The following is a 19,572-nucleotide window of genomic DNA, read 5'->3' on the forward strand; positions in this document are numbered from 1 at the left end:
ATGGGCACTGTTGTACGACTTCCCAAGGCGCGACCCGCGCCGCATCTGCTGCAACTGCGGATCGAGCTAGCCAGGATCAAGCCGGCCATCTGGCGTCGGGTGGCGGTCCCGGAAACCATCACGCTGCCGAAGCTGCATCAGGTCATCCAGGCCGTGATGGGCTGGCACGACTGCCATCTGCACGAGTTCGAGATCACCGGCGAGCGCTATGGCGTCCCCGATCCCGATTACGACTTCGAGCCCGTTCGCAACGAACAACGCGTGCGGCTCGCGACCGCGCTCGGCGGCGCCAAATCCTTCCGCTACGTCTACGACTTCGGTGACGACTGGGAGCATCGCATCAAGGTCGAACGCCGCCTACCACCCGACTCGCTCTTCGATACGGCGCTCTGCCTTGGCGGCGCCAACGCCACCCCGCCTGAGGATGTCGGCGGCGCACCCGGCTACGCCGACTTCGTCGCGGCAATGGCCGATCCGGACCATCCTGAACACCACGACATGCTCGAATGGTACGGCGCACCGTTCGATCCGGCCGCCTTCGACATCGCGGCGGTCGATCTGCGCCTCCACAAAATCAAGGTCTGAGCGTCAAGACGGTCTCGGGCGGACGCTTACGCTCTGACTGTCTACGTCTCCGGTTCGCGTCCCACAGGGTAGAACCACTCTTCGCTTCATACTATTTCCTGACTTCGGAGCATCAACGCTGGATGATGAACCAGTGTTCGCATGGCGCTACGATGGCGTCGCTGAACCAAGGAATCTTGGAGCGTATCGAGCTGCCGCTTCCCCCGCTTCCCGTCCAGCAACGCATCGCGGGCATCCTGTCGGTCTACGACGAACTAATCGAGAACAGCCAGCGGCGCATCAAGATTCTGGAGACGATGGCCCGCGCCCTCTACCGCGAGTGGTTCGTCCACTTCCGCTTCCCCGGCCACGAAAACCACCCCCGCGTCCTTTCCCCCCTCGGCGAGATTCCGCAGGGGTGGGAGGCGGTTTCGATTGAGGACGTGTGCGAGCGTGTCACTGACGGGTCACACTCAAGTCCGCAATCGGTAGATGACGGACTGCCGATGGCTTCATCAAAGGACATGCACGACTGGGGGTTGACGATGGAAACATGTCGATCCATCAGTCGCAAGGATTTTGACAATCTTGTCCGCAACGATTGCAAACCGAAACGAAACGACATTCTCATAACCAAAGATGGCGCAAATTACCTGAAATACATCTTTGTGAATCGAGCCGAACAGGATGTGGTATTGCTTTCATCGATCGCTATTCTCCGTTCGAACTCCCGCGTCAATCCACATCTCCTTGCTGCGATTCTTAGCTACCCAGAAAACAAGAACAGACTCAAGAATTACGTTACTGGCGCTGCAATTCCTCGAATCATCCTGAAGGACTTCAAGCGGTTTCAGTTCGTTCTGCCGAGCGCACAAATGCAGACCGAATGGGCGAAACGTGCTGAACCGATAACCGATCTTTGTTGGCGACTTGTGGACCAAATCCAAAACCTCCGCCGCACCCGCGATCTGCTGCTGCCGCGCCTGCTCTCCGGCCAGATCCCCCTTGTCGCGGACGAGCCAAGGCCATGATGCGCGCCGCAGAAGACTTGCTGCAGGAACTCTCGGCGCTGGACGAGTCGCATCGCATCGAGGCCAAGCAGGCCCGCCAGATCGACCGCTCGGTCATGGAAACGATCTGCGCGTTTGCCAACGAACCCGGTCTGGGCGGTGGTTATCTTCTGCTGGGGGTAAGCCGCGACCCGCAAGACCTGTTCACCAACGGCTACAAGATCGACGGCATCGGCAACCCCGACAAGCTTCAGTCCGACCTGGCCAGCCAGTGCGCCAGCGTCTTCAATCGCCCGCTTCGCCCTCGCGTTTCGGTTGAGGAAGTGGGCGGCAAGACGGTCGTCGTGGTGTATGTGCCCGAGGCGGCGCCGACCGACAAGCCCGTCTATATCCAGAACCTGGGACTCCCACGGGGCGCTTACCGGCGCGTCGGCCCGACAGACCAGGAGGGAACGGAAGACGATCTGGTCGCCCTCTACGCCGGTCACCAGCTCGACACCCTGGATGCCGCGTTGCTCCCCGATGCCGACATGGACGACATCGACCCGGCCGCCATCGACGATTACCGACAGCAGCGCAGGGCGATCAATCCGGATGCCGAAGAACTGGTCTGGTCGAACGAAGACCTGCTGCGCTCCCTGGGATGCGCCAAGCGCGACAACGGGCAACTCAAACCCACGGTTGCCGGCATCGTGCTTTTTGGCTCCACCATGGCCTTGCGCCGCTGTTTTCCCATGATGCGCATCGATTACATCCGGGTCCCCGGCCGGCAATGGGTCGAAAACCCCGATCACCGGTTCGACACGCTGGAAATCCGCGCCCCGCTGTTCACCGCCATCCGCCGCGCAACCAATACGGTCCGCGATGAGCTGATCCAGTCTTTCTCCCTGCCCGAAGGCGCACTGGCGCGAGAGGATGAACCCACCTTGCCGCTCAGGGTCATCCGCGAGGCCATCGTCAACGCCGTCATGCATCGCAGCTACCGCATTCACGGCGCGATCCAGATCATTCGTTATGCCAATCGTCTCGAAATCCGCAACCCGGGACATTCCATCAAGGCGGAAGAACAATTGGGCGAGCCCGGCTCGGAAACCCGCAATCCGCGCATCGCCGCCGTGCTGCACGAAGTCAATATCGCCGAGACCAAGGGCAGCGGCATCCGCGCCATGCGCGAGCTGATGCTCGCGCACGGGCTATTGCCGCCCACCTTCGAGTCTTCACGCCGCCCCGATCAGTTTGTCGCCACCTTCCTGTTCCATCACTTCCTGGGGCCAGACGATCTGGCCTGGCTGCGGCAACTGACCCGCGAACCCATCAGCGACGAGGAATCCCGCGCGCTGGTGTTCGTCCGGGAACTGGGCGCCATCGACAATGCGGCGTACCGGGCCATCAACCGTACCGACACCCTGAACGCCTCCGGTCACCTCCGTCGCTTGCGCGACCTGGAGCTGCTGGAGATGAAAGGTGCCGGCAGCCGTACCTACTATGTGCCGGGCCCGCGATTCCTCGTTGCACAAGTGGCGCCGGTACGCGAAATCGTCCCTGATGAGTCAAATAGTTACCAGCCCACCGAGAATAGTCACCAGCCTACCCGGGATAGTCACCAGCCCCTGGTAACTATCCCCCCGGAACTGGCCGATCGAATCCCGCCGGCCGGCAGCAAACCCCGGCGGGACATCTTGCGTGCCGTGATCGTCGATCTATGCCGCTGGCGCGCCTTGAGCGCCCGGGAACTGGCGATCATCCTGCACGGGCGGGAACACAAACCCCTGGTGCGGGATTACTTGACCCCTATGGTCGATGAAGGGCTGTTGGCCTACACGATCCCGGAAATGGAGAAGCACCCGGATCAGCGTTACACCGTGCCGGCCGAGACAGCGGAGGGGCCCCGTGAGTAAGGGTAGGACCTAAATCGCCGCAATGACCGACGGAACGACGCCATGAGCCCCCACGCCTACACCGAAGACCAGCTCGTCGAGCAGCCCGCCATCGGGCTATTCGCCGCCCTTGGCTGGCAAACCGTGTCGGCGCTGGAGGAAACCTTCGGCACCGGCGGTACCTCAACGGCCACCCTTGGCCGCGAAACACGCGGGGAAGTGGTGCTGGTCGAGCGCCTGCGCGCTGCCCTTGGCAAGTTCAACCCGGCCCTGCTGCCGGAGGCGATCAACACCGCCATCGACGAACTGACCCGCGACCGCTCTGCGATGAGCCTGGAGGCGGCCAACCGCGAGGTCTATCACCTGCTCAAGGAAGGCATCACGGTATCCGTTCCCGACCGCGAGAACGGCGGACAAAAGACCGAACGCCTGCGCATGGTGGATTGGGAACATCCGGAGAACAACGATTTCCTGCTGGTCAGCCAGTTCAGCGTGACCGGCGCGCTGTATACCTGCCGGCCCGACTTGGTCGGTTTCGTCAATGGCCTGCCCTGGGTGGTGATCGAACTCAAGAAGCCCGGCGTGCCGGCGCGGGCCGCCTTCGACGAGAACCTGACCCATTACAAGCAGCAGATTCCTTCGCTGTTCTGGAGCAACGCGCTGCTCATCGCCAGCAACGGCACCGACAGCCGCGTCGGCTCGCTGACCGCCGACTGGGGGCGCTGGGTGGAGTGGAAGCGCATCGAGCGCGAGGACGAAGCGCGCCGCGTGTCGCTGGAAGTGATGCTGCGCGGCACCTGCGCGCCCGCGCGCCTGCTCGACCTGGTCGAGAACTTCACGCTGTTCTCGGAGCACAAGGCGGGGCTGGTCAAGATCATCGGCCAGAACCACCAGTTCCTCGGCGTCAATAACGCCATCGCCTCAATGCTCGAAGCCCGCAAGCTGGGCCACGGGCGCGGCGGCGTGTTCTGGCAAACGCAGGGCAGCGGCAAGAGCTTCTCGATGGTGTTCTTCGCCCAGAAGGTGCTGCGCAAGCTGGCCGGCAACTGGACCTTTGTGGTCGTTACCGATCGCGTGGAACTGGACGAGCAGATCGCCAAGACCTTCAAGACGACCGGCGCGGTGAGCGAGGCCGAAGGCGACGCATGCCACGCCGCCAGCGGCGCGCACCTGCGGGAACTCTTGCGGGGCAACCACCGCTATATCTTCACGCTGGTGCACAAGTTTCAGACACCGGAGCTGCTGTGCGACCGCTCCGACGTCATCGTGCTGACCGACGAAGCGCATCGCAGCCAGTACGACACGCTGGCGCTCAACATGCGCGCCGCGCTGCCCAAGGCGATGTTCCTGGCCTTTACCGGCACGCCGCTGATCGCGGGCGAGGAACGCACCAAGGAAGTCTTCGGCGACTACGTCTCGATCTACGACTTCCAGCAGTCCATCGAAGACGGTGCCACCGTGCCGCTGTTCTACGAGAACCGCACGCCCGAATTGCAGCTCGTCAATCCCGATCTGAATGAAGACATTTACCAACTGATCGAGGATGCCGACCTCGACGCAGAGCAAGAGGCCAAGCTGGAGAGGGTACTGGGGCGGCAATACCACCTGATCACGCGCGATGACCGGCTGGAAACGGTGGCGCAGGACATCGTGCGGCACTTTCTCGGCCGCGGATTGTTGGCCGATTCGGTCGGCAAGGCGATGGTGGTATCGATCGACAAGGCCACCGCGCTGCGCATGCACGACAAGGTGAAGGCGCACTGGACCGCGGAAACCGCACGAGTGGAGAAGGAACTGGGCGAGCTCGCCTACCAGCCACGTGGCGGCGAGATGATGCCCGAGCAGGCACGGCGCGACCTGCGCATGGCCGAGCTGAAACAGCGGCTGGAGGTGCTGACCAGCACCGACATGGCGGTGATCGTCTCGCCGGGGCAGAACGAAATCCAGCAGATGCAGACCCTGGGTCTCGACATCGAACCGCACCGCAAGCGCATGAATCTGTCGTCTTCCACCGGGCAGCCGGGGCTGGACGAAAAGTTCAAGGACACCGACGACCCGCTGCGCCTGGTCTTCGTCTGCGCCATGTGGCTGACCGGCTTCGACGCGCCGAGCTGCTCGACGGTGTATCTCGACAAACCGATGCGCAACCACACGCTGATGCAGACCATCGCCCGCGCCAACCGCGTCTTCCCCGGCAAGCACAGCGGCGTCATCGTCGATTACGCCAACGTCTTCGCCTCGCTGGAAAAGGCACTGGCGATCTACGGCGCGGGCAAGGACGGGCAGACGCCGGTCAAGGACAAACAGCAGTTGGTCGACGAGTTGCGCAAGGCGGTGGTCGCTGCCACGGCCTTCTGTGCCGCGCACTGCGTGATGCTGGGCGAGATCGAGGCGACGGCGGTTGGCAGCATGGAGCGCCTGTCGCGCATCGAGGACGGCATGAACGCGCTGATCTCTCCCGACCGGCTGCGGCGCGATCTGTTTGCCCACGAGCGCCTGGTGAGCACGCTCTACCGCGCCGTCACGCCCGACCCGTCGGCGCTGGAATTCGCCAGCCGCGTCGCCTGCCTGACGACCTTGGCCGAGACCATCCGCGCCAGGCTGAACCCGAACCCGCCGGACATTTCGCAGGTGATGGGCCGGATCAACGGCCTGCTCGACGAATCCATCACCGGCCACGAAATTCGCGATCAGGGGCCGCCGGCACTCGACCTGTCGAAGATCAACTTCGAGGCCCTGGCGCAACGTTTCAAGGAATCGAAGCACAAGAACACCGACCTCGAGGTGCTCAAGGCCGCGATCCGCGCCCAGCTGGAAAGGATGATTCGCTTGAACCGCACCCGCGCCGACTTCGCCGAGAAGTTCGAGGCGCTGATCGAAACCTACAACGCCGGCAGCGCCACCATCGAGGCGCTGTACAACGAGCTGCTGGCACTGAGCAACAGCCTGAACGACGAACAGCAGCGCCATGTCCGCGAGAACATGAGCGAGGAAGAGCTGGTGATCTTCGACATCCTGACCCGGCCTGCGCCCGAACTGTCGCCTGCCGAGCGCGCTGCGGTGAAAAAGGCCGCCCGGGAACTGCTTGCGCGGCTCCAGGCTTTGCTGGTGTTGAACTGGCGGCAAAAGTCCTCCGCCCGTTCGCAGCTCAAGCTGACCATCGAAGACATCCTCGATACCGGCCTGCCGCGCGCCTACACGCCGGAGCTATACCACCAGAAGTGCTCGGCGGTCTTCGAGCACGTGTATGAGAGCTACCCGGAGCGGAATGCGGGCGTGTATGCCTGAGCTTTTACCTTAGCGATGGCTGCCATGTCCGTTTCGCCGATGCTGCCGTCTTCCTGCATTCCCGACGCCCCCATGCGGCGCCGGGAATTCGGTCTGAGGTCGCTGAAGCGATAGTGGAGGCTGGCAGCCGGTCGGGGCCGGAAATGCCGGACACTATTCGATGTTCTGCACCTGCTCGCGCATCTGCTCGATCAGCACCTTCATCTCCATCGCGATGCCGGTGACGTCGGTTGCGGAGGACTTCGAGGCGAGCGTGTTGGCCTCGCGATTGAGTTCCTGCATCAGGAAATCGAGGCGCTTGCCGGCGGCGCCGCCGGCCTTGAGGATGCGCTGCACCTCGTCGATGTGCGCGGTCAGGCGCGACAGCTCCTCGGCGACGTCGATGCGCTGGGCGAAGAGGGCGACTTCCTGACGGATGCGGTCCTCGTCGAGCGAGGCGACCGCTTCGCGCAGGCGCGTCGTGAGCTTCTCCTGGTACTCGGCGACCAGCTCGGGGACGCGCGGCTGGGCCTGGGCGACCAGTTCGCGCATGCGGTCGAGGCGTTCGCGGATCATCGCCGCGAGCTTGTCGCCTTCGCGGCGCCGCGTCGCGACCAGCTCGTCGAGCGCGGCCTTCGCGAGTTCGAGCACGGCCGGCTGCAGTTCGTCGAAGCCGACGCTGTCGTCGGCCAGCATGCCGGGCCAGCGCAGGATCTCGGCCACCGACAGGTGTGAGGCGGAGGGCATGCGGTCGCGCACGCGGGCTTCGGCATCGCTCAGCTGGTCGAGCAGCGCGGCGTTGAGGGCGAGGCTGCGCGGGCCGGCACCGTTGGTCTGCAGGTTCAGCCGGCATTCGACCTTGCCGCGGGTCAGGCGCGCGGAGATCAGCTCGCGGATCCCAGGCTCGGCCTGGCGCAGTTCGTCGCCGATGCGGAAAAACAGGTCGAGGTAGCGCGAATTCACGCTGCGCAGCTCGAGGTGGATGCTGACGCGACCGAGGTCGCGGGTCTGCACGGCGAAGCCGGTCATGCTGTGGATCATCGGTAGTGTCTCCGGGAAGCCGCTGCGATCCTGTACACTGCGGGTTCCAAACAAAAAAATGCCGCGGAAAGCCGGGTTCCAGCCTTCCTCCAAATGTCTGCGCAAACAAACTGCCCTCTTCCCGCCGGTTTCCAGCTAGACCAGTACCGGATCGAGCGGCAGCTTTCGCTGGGCGGCTTCTCCATCGTCTACCTCGCCAACGACCAGGAAGGCACGCCGGTGGCGATCAAGGAGTACCTGCCCAATTCGCTCGCCTTGCGCAAGGACGGCGAATTCGAACCGCAGGTTTCCGAGGAGCACTTGCCCGCGTTCCGCTACGGAATGAAGTGCTTCTTCGAAGAGGGCCGCTCGCTCGCGAAACTGATGCACCCCAACGTCGTTCAGGTGCTGAATTTCTTTCGCGCCAACAGCACAGTTTACATGGTGATGAAGTTCGAGCGCGGGCGCACGCTGCACGACTATATCCAGAAACATCGCGGCGAGGTGAGCGAAAGCTTCATCCGCGTGGTGTTCACGCGCCTGCTGAACGGCCTGCGCGAGGTGCATGCGCACAAGCTGCTGCATCTCGACATCAAGCCGTCGAACATCTACCTGCGCAACGACGGCACGCCGGTGCTGCTGGATTTCGGCGCGGCGCGGCAGACGCTGATGAGCGATCAGCCCATCCTGAAGCCGATGTACACACCCGGCTTCGCATCGCCCGAACAGTTCGAGCACCGCGACGCGCTGGGGCCGTGGAGCGACATCTACAGCGTCGGCGCGAGCCTGCACGCATGCATCACGGGCAACCCGCCGCTGCGCTCGGACGAACGCATCAAGAACGACACCTTCGTGCCGCTGCGCAGGACGCACGGCGCACAGTATTCCCCGCAACTGCTGGACACCATCGACTGGTGCCTGAAGCTCGACCCGCTGGCACGCCCGCAGAGCGTGTATTCGCTGCAGAAGGCGCTGATCCGCCGCGACGACGACGGCGACACGGTGCACGCGGGGCTGTTCGGCGACCTCGGCGCACGGCTGAAGTCGTTTATCGGACGTACATAAGGAAGGACGCGACCGTGAAATTCACGATCTACCAGGAAAGCCGGGTTGGCCAGCGCAAGAACAACCAGGACCGGCTCGCCTACAGCTATTCGCGCGACGCGCTGTTGATGGTGGTGGCCGACGGCATGGGCGGGCACCTGCACGGCGAGGTCGCCTCGCACATCTGCGTACAGTTCATCACCGAGGCCTTCCAGCGCGACGCGCGGTCGGTGCAGCGCGACCCGTCGATGTTCCTGTCGCGCGCGCTGACGAACGCGCATAACGCGATCCTCGACTACGCCTTCGACAAGAACCTCGACGAGGCGCCGCGCACGACCGTGGTCGCGTGCATCGTGCAGGACGGCTTCGCCTACTGGGCGCACGCAGGCGATTCGCGCCTGTACGTGCTGCGCCAAGGCAGGATCGCAATGCACACGCGCGACCATTCGCGCGTGCAATTGATGATAGACCAGGGCCTCCTCAACGCCGAGGAGGCCGCGCGCCACCCGGGGCGCAACCGCGTGTATAGCTGCCTCGGCGGCAACCACGCGCCGCAGGTCGAATTCTCCAAGCGCCTGCCGCTGCGCGACGGCGACGTGCTCGCGCTGTGCTCCGACGGCGTATGGGGGCCGCTCGGCGACGCGGCCCTGAGCGAGGGGATGTCGGCCCCCGACATCATGAGGGCGGTCCCTGCCCTGCTCGACCGTGCCGAGGCAATCGCCGGGGCGAGCTGCGACAACCTGTCGATGATCGCGATGCGCTGGCACGACGACGCCACCCAGCCGCACGGCGATGCGGTATCGACGCAGACGATGGCGCTCGACAACTTCACGACGCAGCTCGAAAGCTTCGACACCTCGCGCGCACCCGCATCGCGCTTCGACATCAGCGACGACGACATCGAAAAGGCGATTTCCGAAATCAACGCCGCCATCCAGAAATTCAGCAAATAGGAAAACCGCATGCGCCCGAGCCACCGCCACGCCGACGAACTGCGTATCGTCCGGATCACCCGCAACTTCACCTGCCACGCCGAGGGGTCGGTGCTGGTCGAATTCGGCGCGACGCGCGTGTTGTGCACGGCCAGCATCGAGGAATCCGTGCCGCCCTTCCTGCGCGGCAAGGGCCGCGGCTGGGTGACCGCCGAGTACGGCATGCTGCCGCGCTCGACCCACACGCGCAGCGCGCGCGAGGCTGCCAAGGGCAAGCAGAGCGGGCGCACACAGGAGATCCAGCGCCTGATCGGGCGCAGCCTGCGCGCAGTGGTGGACCTCGCCGCGCTGGGCGAGCGCCAGATCATCGTCGACTGCGACGTGCTGCAGGCCGACGGCGGCACGCGCACCGCGGCGATCACGGGCGCCTGCGTCGCAGTGCATGACGCGATCGCGAAACTGATCGCGGCCGGCAAGCTCGCCGCCAGCCCGATGCGCGACTTCGTCGCCGCGGTGTCGGTGGGCATCCACAAGGGCGTGCCGGTGCTGGACCTCGACTACGCGGAGGATTCCGACTGCGACACCGACATGAACGTGGTGATGACCGGCGCCGGCGGCTTCGTCGAGGTGCAGGGCACGGCCGAGGGCACGCCGTTCACGCGCAAGGAACTCGACGCGCTGCTGGCACTCGCAGAAGGAGGCATTCGCGAGCTGTTCGCAGCACAGCGCGCGGCCATTGCGGAGCAGTGACACGATGAGCAAACGACTGGTACTCGCGAGCAACAACGCCAAGAAGGCCGCCGAGATGGTGGCACTGCTGGCGCCGCTGGGCATCGAGGTGATGCCGCAGTCGGCCTTCGACATTCCGGAGGCGGAGGAGCCGCACAACACCTTCGTCGAGAATGCGCTCGCAAAGGCGCGCCACGCTGCCAGGTTGAGCGGCCTGCCGGCCGTCGCGGACGACTCAGGCCTGTGCGTGACGGCACTGGGCGGCGCCCCGGGCGTGCAGTCGGCGCGCTTTGCCGGCGAACCGAAGTCCGACGCGCGTAACAACGCGCTGCTGATCGAGCGCCTCGCCGATGTCAGCGACCGGCGCGCCTTCTTCTATTCGGTGGTCGTGCTGGTGCGCCATGCGGACGACCCGCGCCCCCTGATCGCAGACGGCGAATGGCACGGCGCGATCCTCGACGCACCGCGCGGCGAGACCGGCTTCGGCTACGACCCGCTGTTCTACGTGCCGCAGCTGGGCCAGACCGCCGCCGAACTCGACGCGAAGCTGAAGAACACGCTCAGCCACCGCGGCGCGGCGATGCGCCACCTGTTGTCGAGGCTGGAAACCGACCCGCTGTGAGCGAACGCCGCATCATCCCGCTGGCAGTCGCGCCGGCCGCGGGCAAGGCGTCGAGCGAACTGCCGGCGCGCCCGCAGCTGACCACCCCGCCGCCGCTCGCGCTGTACGTGCATTACCCGTGGTGCGTGAAGAAGTGCCCGTACTGCGACTTCAACTCGCACGCCCCGCGCGGCGGCGAGATTCCCGAAGCGGCCTACATCGACGCGCTGCTCGCCGACCTCGAAAGCGCCCTGCCGCAGGTGTGGGGGCGGCGCGTGCATTCGATCTTCTTCGGCGGCGGCACCCCCAGCCTGATGTCGGCGCAGGGGCTGGACCGGCTACTGACGGGCATCCGCACGCTGCTGCCGCTCGACCCGATGGCCGAGGTCACGCTGGAGGCCAACCCCGGCACCGTCGAGGCGGCCCGCTTCCGCGACTTTCGCGCGGCGGGCGTGAACCGCCTGTCGCTGGGCATCCAGAGCTTCGACGACCGGCAGCTCGTCCGCCTCGGCCGCATCCACGGCGGCGACGAGGCGCGCCGGGCAATCGACATGGCGCTCGCGCACTTCGAGCGCGTAAACCTCGACCTGATGTACGCGCTGCCCGAGCAGACGCTCGCCGAAGCGCTCGCCGACCTCGACACCGCGCTGGCGTTCGGCGTCACGCACCTGTCGTGCTACCACCTGACGCTGGAGCCCAACACGCCCTTCGCGCACGCGCCGCCGCCGCTGCCCGACGACGACCTGTCGGCCGACATGCAGGAGGCGATCGAGGAGCGGCTCGCCGGCGCGGGCTTCCGCCACTATGAGACTTCGGCCTTCGCGAAGCCGGGCCAGGAGTGCCGGCACAACCTCAACTACTGGACCTTCGGCGACTACCTCGGCATCGGCGCCGGCGCGCATGGCAAGCTGTCGAACCACGAGGGCATCGTGCGCGAGATGCGCCACAAGCATCCGACGCGCTACCTCGACGGTGCGCAGCGGCGCGAGTTCGTGCAGGAACGCCGCGAGGTCGGGGTCGCCGAACTGCCCTTCGAATTCATGATGAACGCGCTGCGGCTCACCGGCGGCTTCCCGCGCCGGCTGCTCGCGGACCGCACGGGCCTGCCCTTCGCGGCGATCGAGGCGGAGTTGATCGAGGCGCGGCAGCGCGGGCTGGTGCAGGTCGACGGCGACGAGATCCGCCCCACCGAACAGGGGCGGCGCTTCCTCAACGACCTGCTGACGCTGTTCCTGCGCGACTAGCGCCTACGGCGCATCGCACAGGCAATGCCCGTACAGGTGCTGCGGGTCGTTCCAGCGCAGCAGGTCCGCGGCCTGCGCCTGCAGGTTGCCGAGGAGGCGTGCGAGTGGCGACTCGGTGGTGATGCCCGCGGGGCCGGCGACCGACATCAGGCGGCGCAGCAGCAGCTGGCGGAGGTTGATCTCCCCGGAGGGCCACACCGTCTCGTAGCGATCGAGCTGCGCGCGCTTCGCCGCGGCGGCGATCGCGTCCTCGATCCCGCCGAGCTTGTCGACGAGGCCCAGGCGCAGCGCTGCCTCTCCGGTCCATACGCGGCCGCGGGCGACGGCATCGACCTCGCCGAGGTCCTTCCTGCGCGCGCTCGCGACGATCTCGAGGAAGCGCCGGTAGCTGTGCTCGACGCCCAGCTGCATCGCCTTCGCCAGCGCGGGGTCGAGCGGACGGCGCGGGTCCAGCGTGCCGGCGAGCGGGCCGGTCGCGACGCGGTCGGTGGTGACGCCGAGACGGGCGAGCGGTTCGGTGAGCTCGGGGAACATCGCGAACACGCCGATCGAGCCGGTGAGCGTCTCCGGCCGTGCCCAGATCTCGTCCGCGCCCGCCGCAACCCAGTAGCCACCGGACGCGGCGACGGAACTCATCGACGCGACGACCGGCTTGCCCGCGCGGCGCGTGAGTTCCAGCTCGCGGCGGATCACCTCCGACGCCCAGGCGCTGCCGCCGGGGCTGTCGATGCGCAGGACTATGGCCTTCACGGCCTCGTCCTCGCGCGCCGCGCGGATCTGCGCCGCGAGGCTGTCGCCGCCGACCGAATCCTCGTCCGCCGCGCCATCGACGATCGCGCCCTGGGCGACCAGCACCGCGACGCGCGCATTCTCGTGCGGGCGCGCGGCGCGCACCGCAGCAAGGTAATCGTCCGCGTCGATGCGCCGGTAGTCCTTGTCATCGGCCCCCTCGCCGACGCGTGCCTTGAGCAGCTCGCGCCATTCGTCGCGCTGGGTCAGCGCATCGACGAGACCGGCGTCGCGCGCGGCACCGGCTGCGTCGCCGCCGGCCGCCTGCAGCAGCCCGGCGTAGTCGTCGACATAGCGGTCGAGCGCCTCGGGGGCGAGCTTGCGGCTGCCTGCGACCCGCTCGCGCATGCCTTTCCACAGCGCGTCGAGCAGCACGCGCGAGGACTCGCGGTCCTCGTCGGACATGTCGGTGCGCGTGAACGGTTCGCTGAAGGACTTGTACTCGCCGACGCGGAACACATGCACCTTCACGCCCAGCGCATCGAGCGCGCCCTTGAAATAGCTGACGTTGCGCGCGAGACCGGGCAGCAGCACGAAGCCGTCGGGCGCGAGATGAACCTCGTCGGCGATGCTCGCGAGGAAGTACTGTCCCTGCAGGAAGCGCTCGCCGCGCGCATACACCGGCTTGCCGCCGCTCTTGAAGTCGAGCACCGCCTCGCGCAGCTCGGCGAGCTTGGACAACCCGCCCTGGCCGAGGAGATCGGTCTCGATGACCAGCGCCTTGATGCGCTTGTCCTCGCGTGCGGCGCGGATCGCCTCGAGCAGGTCGGGCAGCGAGGTCTGGGCTACGGAGACCCCGCCCGAGCGGATGATGCCCAGCGGATCATTGACGCGCACGCGCTCGACCAGGGTGCCCGCAGGCCGCAGCACCAGCGCCGCACCGTCGGGCACGGACGGCCCCGGATACAGCGCGAAGGCCAGGACCAGCGCGAGCGCCAGCACGAACACGAGCGTGACGACGACGCGCCGCAGCGAGTCCACCAGCCACCAGACCCCGCGAAAGACCCTGCCCAAAAAGCTCCACATACGCTTCACCTCGGTTGATCCGGTGGGAGCGGCGTCAGCCGCGGACAAGATGCATGCGGAATGCTATCCGATTCGCGGCTGAGCCCGCTCCCATTGCCATATTCGACGGCATTCCGGGCGTTCACCCACGCCGCCGGAACACCAGATCCCACACGCCGTGACCCAGTTTCAGGCCGCGGTTCTCGAACTTGGTCAGCGGCCGGTAGTCCGGGCGCGGCGCGAAGCCGTCCGCGGTGTTCTCCAGCGCCGGCTCGGCGGAGAGGATCTCCATCATCCAGTGCGCGTACTCCTCCCAGTCCGTCGCGCAGTGCAGGTAACCGCCCGGGGCGAGGCGCGAGGCGATCAGCGCGACGAAGTCGGACTGGATGATGCGCCGCTTGTGGTGGCGCTTCTTGTGCCAGGGATCGGGGAAGAACACATGCACGCCGGCGAGCGCGCCTTCCGGGATCATGTCGCGCAGCACTTCGACGGCGTCGTGCTGCATGATGCGCAGGTTGGCGAGGCCGTTGTCGGCGATCAGCTTGCACAGGCTGCCGACGCCGGGGCCGTGCACCTCGATGCCGAGGAAATCCTTGTCGGGCAGCGCCGCGGCGATCTTCGCGGTGGTCTCGCCCATGCCGAAGCCGATCTCGACGATCGTCGGCGCATGGCGGCCGAAGGCGGCGTCGAGGTCGAGCGGCGCGAGGCGGTAGGGAATCGAGACCCTGGGGAAGGTCTCCTCCATGTGGCGCTGCTGGGCGACGGACATGCGCCCCTGGCGCAGCACGAAGCTGCGGATCGAGCGGCTGGAGAAGCGCGCCTCGGGGTCGCCCGGCGGCGCGTGATGAGGTTCGGCGGAGGCGGTCGGATCGGTATCCGGGTGGTCGGGAGTGGTTGCGGTCATCTTTGCAGGGCAGGAGGCGACGGCACGCAAGCGGCCGCGCTCGGCAGGCGGAACGGAAATGGAGGAATCCGGCAGTCGCAGCGGCCCGCAATGCGCGCCGCTGCGACAAGACTTACGAGCCGATCAGGCCGCTCGTCGGCGAGCTCGGGTCGGCGGTATAGAACTTGCGCGGCATGCGGCCGGCGAGGAAGGCTTCGCGGCCGCACTCGACCGCCTTCTTCATCGCACTGGCCATCAGCACGGGGTTCTTCGCGTGTGCGATCGCGGTGTTCATCAGCACGCCGTCGCAGCCCAGCTCCATCGCGATCGCGGCATCCGACGCGGTGCCGACGCCAGCATCGACGAGCACCGGCACGCTGGCTTGGTCGATGATGAGGCGCAGGTTCCACGGATTCAGGATGCCCATGCCGGAGCCGATCAGCGACGCGAGCGGCATCACCGCGGCGCAGCCCATGTCCTCCAGCATCTTCGCCTGGATGGGGTCGTCGGCGCAGTACACCATCACGTCGAAGCCGTCCTTCACGAGGACCTCGGCGGCCTTGAGCGTTTCGGGCATGTTCGGGAACAGCGTCTTCGGATCGCCCAGCACTTCGAGCTTGCACAGCGGATGGCCGTCGAGGAGTTCGCGCGCGAGGCGCAGCGTGCGCACCGCGTCGTCCGCCGTGTAGCAGCCGGCAGTGTTCGGCAGGATCGTGAAGCGTTCGGGCGGCAGGACGTCGAGCAGGTTGGGCTCGCCGGGGTTCTGGCCGATGTTGGTGCGGCGGATCGCGACGGTGACGATCTCCGCACCGCTCGCGTCGATCGCTTCGCGCGTCTCGGCGAAATCCTTGTACTTGCCGGTGCCGACGAGGAGGCGGGAGCCGTAGGACTTGCCGGCGATGACCAGGGAGTCGTTCATGTTCGACCTGCGGGATTTCGGGGTTGGGGGATATCCAGGAAAGGCAAGGCGGCGTTCAGCCGCCACCCACTGCGACGACTATCTCGAGCCGGTCGCCGTCCGCGAGCAGGGTTTCGGCATGCCGGCCCTTGGGGACGATCTCGCCGTTGCGCTCGACCGCCAGCCGCTTGCCGGCGAGTTGGCGCGCCTCGAGCAGGGCATGCACGGTCAGCGCCTGATCGAGGCGTTCCGGCTGGCCGTTGATAATGAGCTGGATCATGAGGAAACTGTCTGAAGCGTCGAATGAAAATCTTACCACGGCCTGCGGCACCGCCCCGACCACGCATTGCGTCGCACTGCGCCAGTCATTAGAATAGCGCCCTGCCCGACGCAAACCGGGCCGCCGAGCGGGCGTCGTATAATGGTAATACCCTAGCTTCCCAAGCTAGAGCCGTGGGTTCGATTCCCATCGCCCGCTCCAATTAGGCTTCCATGGAGATCCACTGAGCTCCATAAGCTGTTGTCAGCAAAGAATTTTTCGCTAGACAACATTCCAATGAGATCCACCGAAATCCACCCACTGCTGGACTAAATTAGTCCATCCGGCAGTCCATCAAAGCGGTTGTGTTCGAGTCCGGATTGTTCCTTGGGCCGAGCGGGTGCCGGGATGAGCATCTGACTCCTGACTCTGTTCAGGAGCAAGCATGGCACTCACCGACATGTTCGTCCGGCAGGCGAAGGCCACCGGAAAGGACTACACGATCCCCGATTTCGACGGCCTCTCGTTGGCCGTCTCGGACAAGGGCACCAAGTCCTGGCACTTTCGTTACACCTGGCTGGGCCGACAGAAGCGGATGTCCCTGGGGACGTACCCGGAGATCAGCCTGCGCGAAGCGCGGGAGCGCCGCGACAATGCGCGGGCGCTGGTGGCCAAGGGCATCAACCCACAGCGGCAGCGAGAGAAGGATCGGCGCATCGCCACCCAGGCCGAGCAGAACACCTTTGAGGCGGTGTACGACAAGTGGCTCGCCTTCCGGGCGCAGGGGCGCCTCAAGAAAGGCCGGCAGACCACGCTGTCGATGATCCCGCGCATCTTCAAGAACGACATCCTGCCGAGCCTGCGCAAGCGTTCGATCTACGAGATCACCCGCGCCGACCTACTTGAAATCGTCGGCCGCATCGAGAAGCGCGGCGCGCCATCCATCGCCGAGAAGGTGCGCACCTGGTTCAACCAGCTCTTCCGGTATGCCCTCGTGATCGTGCCGGGCCTGGAACAGAACCCGGCCTCCGACCTGGATGTGGTCGCCATGCCCCAGCCGCCGGTACGCCACAACCCCTTCCTGCGCATGCCCGAATTGCCCGAGTTCTTGCAGTTGCTGCGCAAGTACCCCGGCAAGCTGAAAACGCAGCTTGGCCTCCGCCTGCTGTTGCTGACCGGCGTGCGGACCGGGGAACTGCGGCTGGCGACGCCAGACCAGTTCCACCTCGACGATGGCCTGTGGATCATCCCGCCGGAGGTGGTGAAACAGCTGGAATTGAAGATGCAGAAGGAGAACGTCCGGCCGGAGGACATCCCACCCTACATCGTGCCGCTGTCCGTGCAGGCGATCGAGATCGTTCGGCACATGCTCGACCAGTCCAAGCCAGCCCAGACGTACCTGTTCCCGGGGGACAAGAGCCTCAAGCAGCGCATCAGCGAGAACACCCTCAACAAGGCACTGCATCGCTTGGGATACGAGGGCCGGCTGACCGGCCACGGCATCCGCGGAACCATCTCGACCGCACTCAACGAACTGGGGTATCCCGAGAAGTGGGTGGATGCACAGCTTTCCCACGTCGATCCCAACCAGGTTCGCGCAACCTACAACCACGCCAAGTATGTGGAGCAGCGCCGACGCATGATGCAGGACTGGGCGGACCGGCTGGACCTGTTCGAGCAGGGGCAGGTCGAAGCGGCCAGTACGCTGCTGACCATTCAACTGGATGGCTTTCCCGTGGTCGCCACCGAAGCGGAGGAGCAACCGTTGTCGGCGGCCAGGGCTGCTCCCACGCTGGTGGTGTCGCAACCGCTCCAGGGGGCCATGGCGCTGGCCACGGCTCCGGTGCAGCGCCTTTCCGCAGTGCGCGTGCCCAAGATCGAGCCGGCCATCTCCAACGTCCAGCGCGAGCGGATGATCCTGCTCGACATTCTGGAGGCTCCGCACAACCTGTCGGTCGCCGACTATGCCAAGCTCGCAGGCAAGTCCCGTCGCTGGATCACTTACGAAATCCAGGCCGGCAACCTCCTGTCGATCAGCCTGGGCAACCGGGGACAGCGCGTGCCGGATTGGCAGCTCGATCCGCTCAAGCGCAGGCTGATCCAAACCATCCTCAAGCAGATGCCCCCGGGAGTCGACACTTGGCACATCTACCATGCCCTTATACGTCCGAACGATCTCTTCCAAGGGCAGTCCCCCATCGAGGCGGTGACGCCGGAGAATCTGCACCTCGCCGTCCATCTGGTATGCAGCGCCGTCAGCGAAAGGGTGGTGCAACGCGATAGTCGGACTCCACAACTGCCCCGGTACGCCTAGCGATACGCGCGATGGCGAACTTGCACTGCAAGATGCCGCGTGCCGCTTTCGTCTGGAAACACGCGAACGTACGATGGACGCCTCATCACGCCGGCTTGGTCTCCGTGATCTTCGCCGCCCGTTCGGCAAACCTCTCGACAGCCGGCACACACCCTCGCGACGGCAGCAGCAACTGGGTTCGGATGAGATAGGGACCGCCGGCCAGGGGGCGCATGGCAACACCCCAGCCACGTGCCTGCGCGATGCGCGATCGGGGCGCAATGCCGACACCGTAGCCTGCCGCCACCAGCAGAGCCATGAGTTCGAAGGAATTGACCTCCCGGGCAGAACGGTCTTCAGGCCCAATGACAGCATCAACCTGCTGGCTCAGCGCTTCACATGCCCGTGGGCACCGCCGAACCAATGGATAGTGCAGCAGCGCATCCAATGACACCTCGACGTGGGCAAGCAGCGGCGAGCGTAACGGAACCGCCAAAGCCAGTTCGTCACCCCAAAGTGGCTGAGTGTCCAACGCCAGGTGCGTTGACGTCGTCCCCACCGCCATGCCCATGTCGCAATCGCCGTTTTCCAGGCCACGGACCAGATCGCCGGCAGTGGCCTCCTGCAGCAGGACGAGGGTTTCCGGCTCCTCGACACGCTGCAGGGCAAGCAGTGTCGCCAGCTGTGGCGACAGCGCGTCAGCCGAAACGGCGAGTTTGAGTATCGACGATTGGCTGGGGGCACTCATGGATGCCATTTCGTGATGGAGGCCAGACCGTGGCAGCAAGCATCATAGCAAAGAGTTAAATTTAACGTGGTTAAAAGTATCGCGATATTCGACGCTTTTGCCGATGCAAAAGCGTACTGTCCAGCGAGGCCGCCCTGTCGGATCGACCACCTACGAACCTGAGCCTGCGCTGGCCTTCGGCCTGGCGGTTCGTGCGGCACGGATGGAACAGGGAATGGCTCAGGAAGAGCTGGCGTCCTTGGCGGAAATCGAGCGCTCCCACATGGGAAAGATAGAACGGGGTGAGCACATGCCCACGCTGGCGCTGATCCTCAGAATCGCCGGAGCTCTGAACAGAAGTGCCGCTGATCTGATCGCTGTGACGGAGGATAACCTGCGCTCGGGGCCAAAGACGTAACCGGTGAACGGC

Annotated in this window: 17 protein-coding genes and 1 tRNA gene; 12 read left to right on the forward strand and 6 right to left on the reverse strand. The window is 65.6% G+C overall.

Annotated elements, in window-relative coordinates:
- Genes AzCIB_RS21900 through AzCIB_RS21915 form a run of 4 tightly spaced genes read left to right on the forward strand, consistent with a single transcriptional unit; the run spans window position 1 to window position 6,739 of the window.
- Window positions 1-585: a plasmid pRiA4b ORF-3 family protein gene (locus tag AzCIB_RS21900; protein WP_050415270.1), complete on the forward strand. Its 585-nt coding sequence runs from the start codon at window positions 1-3 to the stop codon at window positions 583-585.
- Window positions 507-1,595, forward strand: coding sequence for a restriction endonuclease subunit S (locus AzCIB_RS21905; RefSeq protein ID WP_083447095.1), 1,089 nt, complete (start codon window positions 507-509; stop codon window positions 1,593-1,595). Before AzCIB_RS21900 ends, AzCIB_RS21905 begins: the two co-directional genes overlap by 79 nt.
- Window positions 1,592-3,472 carry a DUF8451 domain-containing protein gene (locus tag AzCIB_RS21910; RefSeq protein WP_232299288.1) on the forward strand — a complete coding sequence of 627 codons (1,881 nt, stop codon included), beginning with the start codon at window positions 1,592-1,594 and terminating at the stop codon, window positions 3,470-3,472. Before AzCIB_RS21905 ends, AzCIB_RS21910 begins: the two co-directional genes overlap by 4 nt.
- 42 nt (window positions 3,473-3,514) lie before the next feature.
- Complete coding sequence (locus AzCIB_RS21915) at window positions 3,515-6,739, forward strand: type I restriction endonuclease subunit R (protein WP_050417843.1); 3,225 nt, start codon at window positions 3,515-3,517, stop codon at window positions 6,737-6,739.
- A 153-nt stretch (window positions 6,740-6,892) separates the two neighbouring features.
- Here AzCIB_RS21915 and AzCIB_RS21920 read toward each other — a convergent pair whose 3' ends face one another.
- A complete protein-coding gene (locus tag AzCIB_RS21920; RefSeq protein WP_050417844.1) occupies window positions 6,893-7,759 on the reverse strand; it encodes a YicC/YloC family endoribonuclease in 867 nt (288 codons plus the stop codon).
- Window positions 7,760-7,852: 93 nt separating this feature from the next.
- Between AzCIB_RS21920 and AzCIB_RS21925 the strand changes: the two genes are divergently transcribed.
- The 5 genes from AzCIB_RS21925 to hemW are packed head-to-tail and all read left to right on the forward strand — an operon-like array spanning window position 7,853 to window position 12,288.
- Window positions 7,853-8,803: a serine/threonine protein kinase gene (locus AzCIB_RS21925; RefSeq protein WP_050417845.1), complete on the forward strand. Its 951-nt coding sequence runs from the start codon at window positions 7,853-7,855 to the stop codon at window positions 8,801-8,803.
- Window positions 8,804-8,817: 14 nt separating this feature from the next.
- Window positions 8,818-9,735 carry a PP2C family protein-serine/threonine phosphatase gene (locus AzCIB_RS21930; protein ID WP_050417846.1) on the forward strand — a complete coding sequence of 306 codons (918 nt, stop codon included), beginning with the start codon at window positions 8,818-8,820 and terminating at the stop codon, window positions 9,733-9,735.
- 9 nt (window positions 9,736-9,744) lie between these two features.
- Window positions 9,745-10,464 carry a ribonuclease PH gene (gene rph, locus AzCIB_RS21935; RefSeq protein ID WP_050417847.1) on the forward strand — a complete coding sequence of 240 codons (720 nt, stop codon included), beginning with the start codon at window positions 9,745-9,747 and terminating at the stop codon, window positions 10,462-10,464.
- A gap of 4 nt (window positions 10,465-10,468) precedes the next feature.
- Window positions 10,469-11,065 (forward strand): RdgB/HAM1 family non-canonical purine NTP pyrophosphatase, encoded by a 597-nt coding sequence (gene rdgB, locus AzCIB_RS21940; protein WP_050417848.1) that lies wholly within the window; start codon window positions 10,469-10,471, stop codon window positions 11,063-11,065.
- A complete protein-coding gene (hemW, locus tag AzCIB_RS21945; RefSeq protein ID WP_050417849.1) occupies window positions 11,062-12,288 on the forward strand; it encodes a radical SAM family heme chaperone HemW in 1,227 nt (408 codons plus the stop codon). Before rdgB ends, hemW begins: the two co-directional genes overlap by 4 nt.
- A gap of 3 nt (window positions 12,289-12,291) precedes the next feature.
- On the opposite strand, the gene sppA is transcribed toward hemW, so the two are convergent.
- The 4 genes from sppA to thiS all read right to left on the reverse strand — a co-directional run bounded on the left by sppA (window position 12,292) and on the right by thiS (window position 16,143).
- On the reverse strand, window positions 12,292-14,103 hold the full coding sequence (gene sppA / locus AzCIB_RS21950; protein ID WP_050417850.1) for a signal peptide peptidase SppA: 1,812 nt from the start codon (window positions 14,101-14,103) through the stop codon (window positions 12,292-12,294).
- A 121-nt stretch (window positions 14,104-14,224) separates the two neighbouring features.
- Window positions 14,225-14,986, reverse strand: coding sequence for a tRNA (guanosine(46)-N7)-methyltransferase TrmB (gene trmB / locus AzCIB_RS21955; RefSeq protein ID WP_083447096.1), 762 nt, complete (start codon window positions 14,984-14,986; stop codon window positions 14,225-14,227).
- 112 nt (window positions 14,987-15,098) lie between these two features.
- Entirely contained in the window at window positions 15,099-15,884 is a 786-nt protein-coding gene (locus AzCIB_RS21960) for a thiazole synthase (RefSeq protein ID WP_050417851.1), read from the reverse strand.
- Window positions 15,885-15,939: 55 nt separating this feature from the next.
- A complete protein-coding gene (gene thiS, locus AzCIB_RS21965; protein ID WP_050417852.1) occupies window positions 15,940-16,143 on the reverse strand; it encodes a sulfur carrier protein ThiS in 204 nt (67 codons plus the stop codon).
- 127 nt (window positions 16,144-16,270) lie between these two features.
- On the opposite strand from thiS, the gene AzCIB_RS21970 reads away from it, so the two are divergent.
- Window positions 16,271-16,344: transfer RNA gene (locus AzCIB_RS21970), tRNA-Gly, on the forward strand.
- 223 nt (window positions 16,345-16,567) lie between these two features.
- Entirely contained in the window at window positions 16,568-18,436 is a 1,869-nt protein-coding gene (locus AzCIB_RS21975) for a tyrosine-type recombinase/integrase (RefSeq protein WP_050417853.1), read from the forward strand.
- Window positions 18,437-18,521: 85 nt separating this feature from the next.
- Here the strand turns inward: AzCIB_RS21975 and AzCIB_RS21980 are convergent, their stop codons facing one another.
- Window positions 18,522-19,163 (reverse strand): LysR substrate-binding domain-containing protein, encoded by a 642-nt coding sequence (locus AzCIB_RS21980; protein WP_050417854.1) that lies wholly within the window; start codon window positions 19,161-19,163, stop codon window positions 18,522-18,524.
- A gap of 103 nt (window positions 19,164-19,266) precedes the next feature.
- Between AzCIB_RS21980 and AzCIB_RS21985 the strand changes: the two genes are divergently transcribed.
- The gene (locus AzCIB_RS21985; RefSeq protein ID WP_050417855.1) at window positions 19,267-19,560 is read left to right on the forward strand and encodes a helix-turn-helix domain-containing protein; all 294 of its coding nucleotides are present in this window, start codon (window positions 19,267-19,269) and stop codon (window positions 19,558-19,560) included.
- Window positions 19,561-19,572 lie beyond the last annotated feature (12 nt).

This window comes from Azoarcus sp. CIB, assembly GCF_001190925.1.
In the GTDB taxonomy this organism is placed as follows: domain Bacteria; phylum Pseudomonadota; class Gammaproteobacteria; order Burkholderiales; family Rhodocyclaceae; genus Aromatoleum.

Excerpts from the sequence above, each read along its gene's own strand:
- AzCIB_RS21985 (WP_050417855.1), top strand. The coding sequence starts at position 19,267 with ATGCAAAAGCGTACTGTCCAGCGAGGCCGCCCTGTCGGATCGACCACC.
- AzCIB_RS21960 (WP_050417851.1), bottom strand. The coding sequence starts at position 15,884 with ATGAACGACTCCCTGGTCATCGCCGGCAAGTCCTACGGCTCCCGCCTC.
- rph (WP_050417847.1), top strand. The coding sequence starts at position 9,745 with ATGCGCCCGAGCCACCGCCACGCCGACGAACTGCGTATCGTCCGGATC.
- rdgB (WP_050417848.1), top strand. The coding sequence starts at position 10,469 with ATGAGCAAACGACTGGTACTCGCGAGCAACAACGCCAAGAAGGCCGCC.
- AzCIB_RS21910 (WP_232299288.1), top strand. The coding sequence starts at position 1,592 with ATGATGCGCGCCGCAGAAGACTTGCTGCAGGAACTCTCGGCGCTGGAC.
- AzCIB_RS21980 (WP_050417854.1), bottom strand. The coding sequence starts at position 19,163 with ATGAGTGCCCCCAGCCAATCGTCGATACTCAAACTCGCCGTTTCGGCT.
- AzCIB_RS21900 (WP_050415270.1), top strand. The coding sequence starts at position 1 with ATGGGCACTGTTGTACGACTTCCCAAGGCGCGACCCGCGCCGCATCTG.
- AzCIB_RS21925 (WP_050417845.1), top strand. The coding sequence starts at position 7,853 with ATGTCTGCGCAAACAAACTGCCCTCTTCCCGCCGGTTTCCAGCTAGAC.
- AzCIB_RS21920 (WP_050417844.1), bottom strand. The coding sequence starts at position 7,759 with ATGATCCACAGCATGACCGGCTTCGCCGTGCAGACCCGCGACCTCGGT.
- sppA (WP_050417850.1), bottom strand. The coding sequence starts at position 14,103 with ATGTGGAGCTTTTTGGGCAGGGTCTTTCGCGGGGTCTGGTGGCTGGTG.
- AzCIB_RS21915 (WP_050417843.1), top strand. The coding sequence starts at position 3,515 with ATGAGCCCCCACGCCTACACCGAAGACCAGCTCGTCGAGCAGCCCGCC.
- AzCIB_RS21975 (WP_050417853.1), top strand. The coding sequence starts at position 16,568 with ATGGCACTCACCGACATGTTCGTCCGGCAGGCGAAGGCCACCGGAAAG.
- thiS (WP_050417852.1), bottom strand. The coding sequence starts at position 16,143 with ATGATCCAGCTCATTATCAACGGCCAGCCGGAACGCCTCGATCAGGCG.
- trmB (WP_083447096.1), bottom strand. The coding sequence starts at position 14,986 with ATGACCGCAACCACTCCCGACCACCCGGATACCGATCCGACCGCCTCC.
- AzCIB_RS21905 (WP_083447095.1), top strand. The coding sequence starts at position 507 with ATGGTACGGCGCACCGTTCGATCCGGCCGCCTTCGACATCGCGGCGGT.